This is a genomic window from Spiroplasma endosymbiont of Megaselia nigra (genome assembly GCF_003987485.1).
GTDB lineage: Bacteria > Bacillota_I > Bacilli_A > Mycoplasmatales > Mycoplasmataceae > Spiroplasma.
Genome location: NZ_RCOO01000018.1, coordinates 1 through 12887, shown reverse-complemented (window position 1 = coordinate 12887; position 12887 = coordinate 1). Strand labels below are relative to the sequence as shown.

The window sequence follows — 12887 nt, the reverse complement described above, 5'->3', positions numbered from 1 at the left end:
AAATTTTTGTCCTTTTCTTGCCATATAAAAATGCACCTCCTCTAAAAGTTTAGTAAAGTTCTTTTTTAATTTTACTTACTTTTTGGGGTGCAGTCTTATTACAATTAAAAAAAGTGTTAGGATAAAACTAGTTTTAAATAAAACTATTTTTTAATTTTTAAAGTAAATTATCTTGTTGAAAATAAAATAATATATTATATTATATAATGTAATTGGATATACGTTATTTTGATGCAGGATTATAAAGTTTAACATTTATTTAATGGTTAGTTAGCAATTAGTAACTAATTCATTTTACTTTTAAATTTATCAATCTTCTGGAATTCTGGTAGGGTGGTTGGGATGTTAAGCGAAAAGATATAGATATTTTTTTAATGTATTAAAATATCAAATATCAAATATCAATTAACAAAACTATTAACTTTCAATCGTTTCAGAATAATAATTAAAAATAATTCCCTTGTCTATTTCATAAAAAACAAACTAGTCTGTAAAATGATTTGTGATACAAATATGTCCATTCTTTTTTTATCCTTTAAACTAAGTAGCAAATCAATTTTTAATAAACATAATATATATACCCTGAATTATTTAATTATTTCTGAACAAATATAATTATCAAAATAATAAACATTACCCTGAGTGAAGGTTGTGTTACAATTATGTGAAGTGATACTAGTTTTAATTTAAAACTAGTATCTTTTTTATTTTTAAAATTTTAAATTGTTTTTTCTGTTGGATTTTGTTTTAATTAAAATGATAAATAACAAACGATTTTTACATTTTATTATTGGTTTTGATAGAAATAGGGTATAATTACAGTATATACCCAAATAATATATGTATGGTTTGTTATGGTTAAAAAATAGGTGAAAAAAATGGAGAAATTACGTAGAGTGTCATTAACTTTCTTAACAATTGGCGGAATTTTTAGTGCGTTACTGTTCGGAATATTAATTATGCTAGCAAATAAAATTAATAATCAAATGTTCCTTTATAATGCTGCATATATGCTATTACACGATATTGCTCTTTTATTTTTACAGTTTTCAAATATGACAGTATATCATAATGTGATGACAAACCCAGAATTAATTGGTGGGATTTTAATTGGAATTTCTAGTTTTTTAGTATTGCTGTATTTAATTCCAAATTATTTATCAAAAAATAATGGTTATAAAATTTTTGGCATAAGTGGCGCTTTTGTTATTGGATTAATATCTTGCATTTTATTAACAATGGCTGTTGTGCTTGCTGGTCAACCAATAAGTGCTAAAACTGGTTTAAATATTTTTAAGTTAAATTTACCAATTAATTCAGGTTTTATTTTACTATTTATTGGACCAGTCTTAACCTTCTTCGGTAGTTGCTTTGCAATAGCTTATTATCATACAACACGAAAAGCAAAATCATTAACACAAGATCAAAAAAATCGCTTAACAGCGATTAATTTTGAAACTGGTAAAATCGGTGCTCGTGGGTTAACACCACAAAAAGAAATGGTTAATCAAGCTGAACTTACTCCTATTGAAGAAACAAAAACTCCTCTTAACAACAAATCAGTTGCAACAACAAATGATTTAAAAGCAAAAATGGCATTATTGAAAGCAAAAATGGCTCGGAATTCTCTTTTACATGAGCAAGGTGAAGCACATCTTGTTCCAGAGAAAGAAAATAATAATTATGATAATTCAAAACCAACAATTCGTGTTGGTGCAGAGGGCCAATATTTACGCACAATTAAAGAGGGTGAAGGAATTGTTGATGAATCACCAGCAGGATTACTTATTGAAAAAGAAGGTGACTTTGTGAAAAAAGGTGATATTATTAAACATCGTGATTATTCAGCTCTTATTTTTAGTGCGGAAACTTCGTCTTCAAAAGGAAATTTCAATGCCTATGATTCAATTATTATTCCAAAATCAAAACAACATATGTCATTAGATAAAACAGAATTAGCAGAACGAATTGGTTCGGTTCCAAAACCAAGTGGTAAGCAACGCATTAATCCCAATGCCCGTGTTGATAGTTCTTATGATGGTAAAGTTTTTTTAGGTGATATTGATAAAATTTGAAAAGCAGGAAAAAAATACCGTGAAGATATTACAAAAAAACCAGCAACTAATAATTCTTTACAATCATCGGATTTACACCATAATTTTGAGAATGAAAATGAAAATGATGATAAAATAGATTATAATCATTAATTAATCCATATTTATGATAGGAGGAGGAATAGCATGGCATTGGAAAAAGTGCTACCATATCAGGGCAACTTAATTAAATATGATTTAATTATTAAAGAACAAAAGAATATTGTGTTGAATGTTAATAATGGCAAAATTAAAGTATCGGCCCCTAGTTATGCCCATGATTGGGAAATTGAAGCTCTAATTTATAAAAATATTAAAAAAATTATTAAGGTAATTACGGTAATTAATGTTCACGATAATTATCGAAAGATTGTCATTAATCCAAACGGAACAGGTTATGTTTATGTTTTTAATGAAAAATATCCGTTGCAATTAACCAATGAAAATATTCATACAAAAATTATTAATCGACAATATTTTTTATTAAAAGATGCTGGTAGTTATGATGAAAATGTTAAAAAGTTACACCATTTTTTAAAACAAAAATTTAGTTATAAATTTGAACAGTTATTAAATAAATGATTAACAATAATGAATTTATCTTATAAAAATTTAACAATTAAAGCAATGGTTCGTAAATGAGGTGTGTGTTATCCACAAACGGAAAAAATTGTTTTAAATACAAAGTTAATTCATTTTGATCCGACAGTATTGGAATATGTAATTATTCATGAATTATCACATTTAGTTCATCATAATCATTCTAAGGCGTTTTGATATCATGTTGAAAAATATATGCCAAATTATCGTGAAAAAGTTGAAATTTTAAAAAAACCAGGAATCTAATATGGTTTTCTTTTTAATTTAACATAAATAAGTAAGGAATTAAGAAATATGATTTATATTAGTAATCAACAAGACACTAAAAATCTTGAAAATTTTATTTTTAATCAATTTGATATTTCAGCAGTTAAATTAATGACGAAAGCAGCCGAGGGTTTATTTCATAATTTGAATTTAGCAGTTCATAGTTTTTTAATTTTAGCTAACATTGGTAATAATGGTGGGGATGGTTTTTGTTTAGCAAAATTAATTAGTGATTATGATGGAACAAAAAAGATTCATATTCATATTTGCACTGATAAAAAAACCTTTGATACTGCTAAAACCCCAGAAGTGGCATATTATTATTCATTAGTTAAAAAGTTGCGAAATGTAACAATGACCTTTCTTGATGATAATATTGAGGCAGTAATTTTATGAACTGATATTATTATTGATTGCATTTTTGGTATTGGTTATCATGGAAAAATGCCACCTGCCATTGCTGAAATTATTAAAAAAGTTAATGAAAGTCAAAAATATGTTTTAGCATGTGATATTCCAAGTGGAATTGAAAATGATAGTGCAACAATTCCAACAATTGCAATTAAGGCTAATAAAACTGTTACTTTTTTTACTTATAAATCAGCTTTTATTAATTATGATATTATTCCTTACTTAGGAAAGGTTGTTGTATGACAATTGGGGTTTCATAAACAAGAAATTAATAGGATTTGCGCGAAATTAATTGATAACAACTTATTTTATACGGATAGTGTCCAATTACATTCCCGCTCACTAATTTCACACAAAGGCATTTATGGAAATTTACTTATTTTTGCTTCAAGTTTAGAATATTTAAATGCTGGGACTTTAGTTGCTAATATGGCATTAAATGCTGGAATTGGCCTAGTAATTTGAACATTATCCCCAGAATTATTAGGAAAAACCAATAATACTGCTCCAGAAATTACGTTTTGTGATGCTTCTGATCGAACCCGAATTTTAGATTTATTAACAAACAAAGTTAATGTAGTTGCCTATGGAATGGGAAAAGGAAAAACAGAACGGACATATAATACTTTAAATTATATTTTAGATAATTATAAAGGATCAATTGTTGTTGATGCTGATGGAATTAATGTTTTAGACGTCCCGTTATTACGGAAATTACGTGGACGAGCAATTTTAACACCCCATGCATTGGAATTATCACGTTTAATTAATAAAAGTGTGCCAGAAATTTTAAGTAATCGAATTAATATTGCAAAAGAATTTGCTAATAAGTATAAAATTATTGTTGTTTTAAAAGGATATCAATCAATTATTACGGATGGTAATCGTGTGTATATTAACGGTACTGGTAATCCATATATGGCTGTTGCTGGTATGGGTGATACGCTAACTGGTTTAATTGCTAGTTTAGTTGGTCAAGGTTATGAATTGTTTGAAGCAGCAATTGTTGGAACGTATTTACACGGGTTAGCTGGTGATGAAATTTCACAATACAAAAAACCAGTGTTACCAACAGACATTATTGATCAAATTGGTTTTGTTTTAGCAGAGCTTATTGGAAGTGACGATTCGCTTAATTTTAAAAAATAGTTATTTTGGTTATTTCGGTAACTTTTGAATTTGTTATAATTGATTAAAATGAAAGATGGAGAATAATAATGCGCCAAATTTTAAAAAGTTATTTAAAATCATATTTTAAAAATTGAATTGAAGCCGGAGGTTTAATTCTTTTTATTATCATTATTATTGCAACAATTGCCGGAATTTTATCAGGTGCTTTACAATATAAAATAAAATATAATGATTTAGTATATACATCTGAACAATGAGATTATAATTTTAGTGTTGAAGATTATAAACCTAATTTTATGGAAGATTATTATTTACATAATAAGTTTATTGATAAAAATAAGCAAGAAATTAATGTTACAGGAGTTCCTCAAGCAATTTTAAATGAAAACAGTAGTTGGTGAAAAACAATAAAAAGTGTGTGTGGTACTCTTGCAAGTCCAGAATTACAGCAAATTTGTTCAACAAGTCAAATTATTACTAAATTAGCGGAAGTTGCGCAATATCGAGGAATGAAGCAAAATATTGATAGTGTTAATCCGATTGGCTATCTTTATTTTAAAAAATTTAATTGAAACCAACCAAAAGAAATGGTAACCCGGTTATTACGACAAAAAACTTTGCCAGAATATTCTGTTGGTGTTTTTGAAGCTATTTCTTTTAAACAAGAAAGCGGTTCAAATTATACTTTAAAGATTACTCCTGCGGTAGTACAAAATCTAGAACAGACAGCCGCCTTTAATTTTAACCAATTGAAATTATACCAAGGACAGTTGCCAACAGTAGATAATGAAGCGGTTGTTAGTAGTTTATTTGCAGAGCAAAATCATTTAAAAATTGGAGATATTTTTCCAGTCATTCCGAACAACCCAAATTTTAATTTAAAAATTGTTGGAATTGGAAATAATTTGGATAATTTTATTAAGCGGACAAGTTTAAAAATTAATAGTAGCAATGATATTCGGAAATACGGTGTATTATTTACAACTGAGCATTTCCAAACTCAATTGCAGGATGCAAATGTTCGTGGTGAGTTAGGAAATATTACTTTAAATCCAAGTCAAAAAATTTTAATTAAATTAAATTCAACAAATGCAATTTTAACTTTAAAAGAAAATTTAGCACCGGGTTATATTAATCCAACAGCAACTTTAATTCCATATGAAAATAGTGATATTGCAATGCAAACGCAAAATATTAATATTCAAATTATTTTGTATAGTGCAATTGGTTCGGTGTTGTTATTTTTAGGTTTTATTTTTATTAATTATACAATGAAAAAAGAGATGAATAAAAATCGTCGTCAAATTGGAATTTTTAAAGCTTTTGGTTATCAAACAACGGAATTATCATGAATTTTTTCAACAAAGTTTTTTGTCACGATGCTATTTGGTATTATCTTAGGATATTGTGTTAGTATTCCTATTCAGTTATATGTTAATACATTATATACAACAGGATTATTAATTCCATTTAAATTAATTTATGTTTCCTGATGATTTATGCTAATTTTGTTTTTAGTTATCCCCATCTTTTTTACTACTTTATCATTTTTATTTACAATGAGTTATTTAAAAAAACCAAGTTTAGTATTAATTAATGGTGCTGGAAAAATGCATTTTTATGGTTTAATAATTGGGATTAAAAAAATTTTTAGTAAAACAAGTTTCTTGTTTCGAATTCAATTAGCATTTACTTTAAAAGAATTTTGAAAATGAATGATTGTAATGTTTATTTTCTTTATTTCTTCATTACTCTTTATCATTCAATTTAATGCATCTGATATTTTTCGACAAATTGTTTATTCGTTTAGTAATGTTTATCAAAAAGATGTTGACCATCGCTTCCAATTTCCAAGTTTATTAACAATGGCAACAAGTCATCGAACTCCAACAGGAGAAGAAAAATTAAAATTAATAAATAATAATCATTTTCGAGTGTTACCAACAAGTAATGTTGAACAAACCCAAGCTGTTTCATTAGCAAAATTTAATGAATTAGCAACAGCGATTCATCATAATCCGATGGATATGGAATTATGACAAAAACTCTTTCTTTATCAGCCAATTTATCAGTCAGTTTATTTAACTGATTTAATTCAAGTTGTTAAAGATATAACAAATATAACAGGAATAAATTTACCAGATTGAGGAAAAAATATTGTTAATTTAAGTAATCTGATTGACCAGACACATATTAACACAGTTGTTAGTTTTAATACATTGTATTATAATCCTCAAACAGAATTGCCAGTTCTTAATTTAGCTGTAACTCCAAGTAATCGTGAAACAGCAGTAATTAGTGATTTTAATTTAAAAGGGATTGAATCAAATACTTGGACAAATTTTTATCAAATGGAAGGTGTTAACAAAACGGTTATTAACGAATTGTTTGCAGCCCCATTAACAAGAACACAAATTCCTGCAATTATTTCAGAAAAAATAGCTAAATTAAATAATTTAAAAATTAATGACACTTTTGAATTTACTGTTAAAAATGTAATATCTCCGTATAATATATCAATTGTTGTAAAGGAAATTAATAAAAATGATACAACACGAAGCAATGTTTTTATTAATGCTAATACTATTCGGTTTTTATTTTATGATTTTAACGAAAAACCAGTCCCAAATTATTTTTATGATGGAGTTATTTATAAGGAAAAAATGATTTATGATAAGATCAACCCAAAAGAATTGCTAATGGGGAAACAAGATTATAAGATTACATTGCAAAACTTAACAATTAATATTTTTAACCATGATATTACGGATAATTTAGGAAAAATTATGACAACAATAACTAGTGATGGTAGTGATATTAGTATCTTTATGGGTCCAAATAATGTTGAATTAATTACCTTGCAAAAATTATTAGCATCGGCAGGCTTGGGGATGTTAAATGATTCATTGTTAATTTTACAAATATTAAATGGAATTATTATTTTCATTATTTTAGCAGTTATTACTTTTTCGGTAATTGATGAAGCTAGCTCAGTTATTTTAACAATGCGAGCCTTAGGATATAAACCACGGCAAGTAAACTTTATTGTAATTGGTAATTATGTTCTTGGTGTTTTATTTACCTTCTTCCTGGCATATGTTATTTCCTTACTAATTTGGTACTTTGCTGTTAACATTATTTTAGAACAGTTTAAATTTGTTATTAATTTACCATTAAATTGACAAACACCATTAAAAGTTGGGACTATTATTAGTATTATTTTAGTTCTATTATGACTATTATCTATGTATTTAGTAAAAAAACAAAAACTAAATGAATTAACTGAGTAAAATAGGTTATAATAAAATTATAAAATTTCAGATTAAATCGTTGATTTAGGAATAGTAATTAATATGCTTATCGTCAGAGAGGTTATGATTGGTGCAAATAACTGGTGAGATATTAAGAAATTCACCTAATGAGAGCTGCTAATCCCAGCCTGATTATTTAATATAAATGATTCGTTAACTGTAATTAAGACTATTTATTAGTAAAAAAAGGATGGTACCGTAAGAAATTGCTCCTTGTTTATATTTTTTTAATATAGACAAGGATTTTTCTAACTTAATTAGACTTCAGCAAGAAAGGATTAAACAATGGAAAAAGAATTAGACTTATTATTTACCCAAGCAACAAAAAACATTAAAGCAGCAAAAACAGTGGCGGAAGTTAATGCCGTTCAATTAAAATATTTAGGGAAAAAATCAATGTTGAATGATTTATTGAAAAAAATGAAAGATTTAACACATCAAGAACGTTTAACAATTGGTAAAAAAGCAAATCAAATTAAAGGAGAATTAACTGAATTATGTCAAGTTAAAAAAACCGAATTAGAAAATGCTTTATTAATTGCGACAATTGAACAAGAAAAAATTGATTTATCATTACCAGGATATAATTTAGTATTAGCAACAAAGCATCCATTAAACCAAGTTATTGATGAAATTTCGCAATTATTTCAAGAATTAGGATATGATATTGTGTTTGGAACTGAAGTTGATGATGATGAATATAATTTTCAACGCTTAAATTTACCATTAGGACATCCAGCTCGTGATATGCAAGATACATTTTATTTGTCTAAAAACACATTATTACGAACACACTGTACCAATATGACAGCCCGTGCAATTTCACAGATGAAAAGTAAAAATGAAATAATTGCAATGATTTCAACTGGAAATACTTATCGCCGTGATGATGATGATGCTACACATTCACATCAATTTATGCAAGTTGATGGGTTTTTAGTTGCCCCAAATATCACTTTTGCTAATTTAAAATGAACAATTCAATACTTTTGTCAACGGATGTTTGGTGAAGCAACACAAATCCGTTTACGGCCAAGTTTTTTTCCATTTACAGAACCATCTGTTGAAGTTGATGTTACTTGTGTTAATTGTCAAGGTAAAGGTTGTTCAATTTGCAAGCAAACTGGTTGAATTGAGATTATGGGCTCTGGGATGATTAATCCGCTTGTTTATCAAGCATGTGGACAAGATCCAACATTAACTGGCTTTGCCTTTGGTATTGGGATTGAACGAATTGCGATGTTAAAATATGGGATTGATGATATTCGTCTTTTTTATACAAATGACATCCGCTTTTTAGAACAATTTAAGAAATTTGATTAGGGGGTTTAAAATGATTATTACAAGAAGATGATTAAATAAATATATTGATTTTACTGATATTAGTAATGCTGATATTGTTGCTGCTTTAAATAGTTTAGGGTTTGAAGTAGAACGTACGCATAATTTTGATCGTAATAGTAATATTGTTTGTGGTCGAATTCAAGTTGTTAATAAAATTCCTGATACGCATTTAAAGTTTTGTCTAGTTGATACAGGACAAGAATTAGTTGATCCAATTGTTTGCGGAGCTAGTAACCCAGCGGAAAATGGATATGTTGTCGTTGCTCGTCCAGGGGCAGTGTTAGCCGATGGCACAAAAATTGCAAAACGTGAAATTAAAGGATATGCTTCGGAAGGAATGATGTGTTCATTAAGTGAATTAGGAATTGCTGAAAAATATTTAACGCCAGCCGAACAAGATGAAATTATTTTAACTTTTAATGAAAAAGAAGGTTCATATGATATGATTGGTACTGAAGATGTTTTAACTAAAATTGGTTTAACTGATTATTTGTTTGAGATTGATTTAACATTAAACCGCAGTGATTGCTTAAGTGCTTATGAATTAGCCCGTGAATTAGTCCGCTATTTTAGACGTGAATTATTTCCGTTAGAATTAGAATCAACAGAAAATTGAAAACAATATCAAAATCCATTAAAAGTAGAAATTGCAACATCAGCAGTTGAATCAGCAATTAGTGTTAATATTAAATTAACGCCGGAAAAAACTCCGCTAAAATTATCAGATCGAATTTGGTTAAAAATTAATGAATATCAATCAAATGTAGCAGATCCATTTGGCGATTTAGCAATTAAAGCAACCCTTGAAACAGGGCAACCATTATTACTTTATGATTTTAATAAAATTAAAAACCCTTTAAAAATTACTGATGATTATGAAAATAAAACTTTTAATATTAAAAAAGGTGATTTAGTAGTTCTTGATGGGAATGAATTTGTAGAATTAATTGGTGTTCGCGTTAATCCGACTTATGCTATTAGTGCTACAACAACGGAGATAACAGTGTTAGCACTCCATTTAAATCATATTATAATGCGTCAACAACAACGAAAAGTTGGTATTAGTAACATTAATTTACAACGTTATATCAAACCCCTTAGTTATGCTACTGTTGGATTAGGATTATCACGTTATTTGTATTTATTAAAAATTAATGGTTTTTTAGCCGAGTTATCAGTTTTAAATTTTATTAAAGAATATAATAAAACAGTTGAGCCAATTAACATTACTTTACTTGAGATTAATCAATTTATCGGTCATTCTTTTACCTTATTAGAAATTAAATCTTTATTAGAACCATTAGCTTTCCAATTTAAAACAGAAGGTGAACAATTATTTGTGACACCACCAGTAACTCGTACCGATATTTTTCAGAAAGCTGATTTGATTGAAGAAATTGCCCGGTTATTTGGTTATAATAACATTGTTGCTCAACCACCGGTCTTACCAAATTTAGTTAAGGCTAAACGTCCTACTGAAAAAACAATTAAAAATTTTGAAACTTTCTTTTTAAATAATGGTTTTTATCAGGCAAAAACATATGCGCTAGTTAAACAAGAAGAAATTACTCATTTTAACTTTTTTAATTATCAAAAACCATATCAGTTACTATCACTATTATCGAAAGAACATGCCGTAATGCGGTTAAGTTTAACAAATAGTTTATTAAACAGTGTTAAATATAATAATGCTCGAAATCAAAAAAATGTTAAGTTATTTACTGTTGAAAAAATTTATGTAAATGAGAAAAGTTATTATCATGGGGCATTTGTAAGTCAAGCAGAAATTGTTCAAAATAAAATAACAGGCGATAGTCTTTCTAATTCGTATTATTATATTAAAAGTTTATTGGAAGCTTATTTGCAAAGTGAACAAATTGATATTGATGAATTATCATATCAATCAGCACCAAAAAATAAAATTTACCATCCTTATCAAACTAGTCATGTTTTTTTAGGAAAACAATTATTAGCAATTATTGGTGTGATTCATCCTAGTTATCAAAAAGAAGTTGATTTAAAAAGTACAACTTATTTTGGCGAAATTAATTTTGAAGTAATGTTTAATTATCCCCATAAGAAACAAACATTTTTCACACCGCCTTCTAAATTTAGTACAAGTAGTCGTGACATTTCAATTTGAGTACCAGTAACAATAACCTACGAACAAATTAAGAAAAAGATTTTAACAGGAGTTAAAAATGTTGTTGCAATAGAAGTGATTGACCAGTATTTTGATCATAAAGAAATTCCTAATCATGTTGCTTTAACAATTAGTTTTACATTTAATGATATGGCAAAACAGCTAACTGAAACAGATATTAACCAACAATTTGAACAAATTAAAATGAATTTGAAGAAATTACAATTAAAAATTCGCTAGAAAAAAAATTATGTATTTGAGGATTAAGGTAATTTATGAACACTAAATCTTAATCCTTTTAATTAGAACTTGGTTTATTTTTTATATAAAAAGAACATCTTTTGAAACAGATGTTCACTAGTTATTTTATTTTTTTAATATATTCGTGTCATTCATTAATAGCTGCATAATAATCTTGATATTCTTCATTAGTGAGTAGGATGATATTTTGCAATTAACATTCCAAAAACAATATTAATTAGCATCAATCGTGAAACATAACGGGGATTATCAACATAAAAATTTATAATTTCAGTATTCTCTAAGGTTAGTTTTTGTAAATTAGGTGGTCCTTTATATTCTTTATTAATTGTTAATAAAATAATTTTAACATTTCGTTTTGTTGCAATTTCAATTAGGAAATGATATTCAGCATCTTGTAAGCTTTTTGAAATTAAAATTAATAAATCATTTTCACTAAGAGTTTCAATTAATTGAATTGTGGCATAATAATTAACAAGATAAGTTGAGTTATATTTTAAAACATTTAAGTGTAAATTTAAATTTTCGCAAATTAAAGTATGGCGACTAATTCCCCGGATAAAAATTCGTTCACTCGTATGAATTGTATCAATGAATTTTTCTAATTGATTAACTTTTAAATTTCGATAAGTTTCATCTAATGCATAAGTATGCAGTTTATAAATATTATCAATAATATTATGGAGAGTTGTCTCATTTTCTTGGATATCAAATTCCTTGATATTATTATACTTTCCAGCAACTCATACTTTAAATTTACTATAATTTTCAAACCCCAATTTTTTAATTAAACGACTTAAGGTAGAAGTATTAATGAAAAGAATATCTGCTAATTCGTTAATAGTTAACTCTAGAACACTCTGAATGTCATTATTTAATTTTTCAATTAATTGAATTTGCAAATCAGTTAATTGGTTTTCTTTTTCGTATGTTATAATTTTCATTTTGGCTCCTCATTTTTTACAGCACATTTATATTTTATAAAAATAAAGGTCGTATAAATAAAAGTAGGGTAAAAATATAAAAATTAGAAATTAATGTAAAAGCAATATCACTTACAAAAAAAAGTGATATTTTTTGTTTTTACATGTAAATTGTAAATGCAAATGTAGCACTTTATTGAAAAAAATAAAGTGCTTTTTATTTTGTAAAAATACTTATATTTATTGGATTAATCGTTAGATAGTATCTTTTACACTTAATAAAATAGGTTTTTTCTGAAAAATTCATCCTTTCTTTTCTTAAAAAATTTTTAAATAATTGTTTTATTTAATTATTAGTTAATTGTTAAATATATTACTAGAAAATACATTTGATAAACTAAGA

General features: G+C 26.8%; 7 protein-coding genes. 6 read left to right on the top strand and 1 reads right to left on the bottom strand.

Translation table 4 applies throughout. The annotated features are described in order from the left end of the window. Positions 1–878: 878 nt before the first annotated feature. The 6 genes from D9R21_RS01785 (at position 879) to pheT (ending at position 11540) form a co-directional block, all read left to right on the top strand. The gene (locus D9R21_RS01785; RefSeq protein ID WP_126820854.1) at positions 879–2207 is read left to right on the top strand and encodes an MFS transporter; all 1329 of its coding nucleotides are present in this window, start codon (positions 879–881) and stop codon (positions 2205–2207) included. A 33-nt stretch (positions 2208–2240) separates the two neighbouring features. Further along, positions 2241–2939 carry a M48 family metallopeptidase gene (locus tag D9R21_RS01780; RefSeq protein WP_126820853.1) on the top strand — a complete coding sequence of 233 codons (699 nt, stop codon included), beginning with the start codon at positions 2241–2243 and terminating at the stop codon, positions 2937–2939. Positions 2940–2987: 48 nt separating this feature from the next. Then, positions 2988–4520, top strand: coding sequence for an NAD(P)H-hydrate dehydratase (locus D9R21_RS01775; RefSeq protein WP_126820852.1), 1533 nt, complete (start codon positions 2988–2990; stop codon positions 4518–4520). A gap of 68 nt (positions 4521–4588) precedes the next feature. Then, positions 4589–7792: an ABC transporter permease gene (locus D9R21_RS01770; protein WP_126820851.1), complete on the top strand. Its 3204-nt coding sequence runs from the start codon at positions 4589–4591 to the stop codon at positions 7790–7792. A gap of 306 nt (positions 7793–8098) precedes the next feature. After that, positions 8099–9136: a phenylalanine--tRNA ligase subunit alpha gene (gene pheS / locus D9R21_RS01765; protein ID WP_126820850.1), complete on the top strand. Its 1038-nt coding sequence runs from the start codon at positions 8099–8101 to the stop codon at positions 9134–9136. A gap of 10 nt (positions 9137–9146) precedes the next feature. Then, a complete protein-coding gene (gene pheT / locus D9R21_RS01760; protein ID WP_126820849.1) occupies positions 9147–11540 on the top strand; it encodes a phenylalanine--tRNA ligase subunit beta in 2394 nt (797 codons plus the stop codon). Positions 11541–11728: 188 nt separating this feature from the next. On the opposite strand, the gene D9R21_RS01755 is transcribed toward pheT, so the two are convergent. Then, entirely contained in the window at positions 11729–12505 is a 777-nt protein-coding gene (locus tag D9R21_RS01755; protein WP_241568654.1) for a MurR/RpiR family transcriptional regulator, read from the bottom strand. Between the last annotated feature and the right edge of the window lie 382 nt (positions 12506–12887).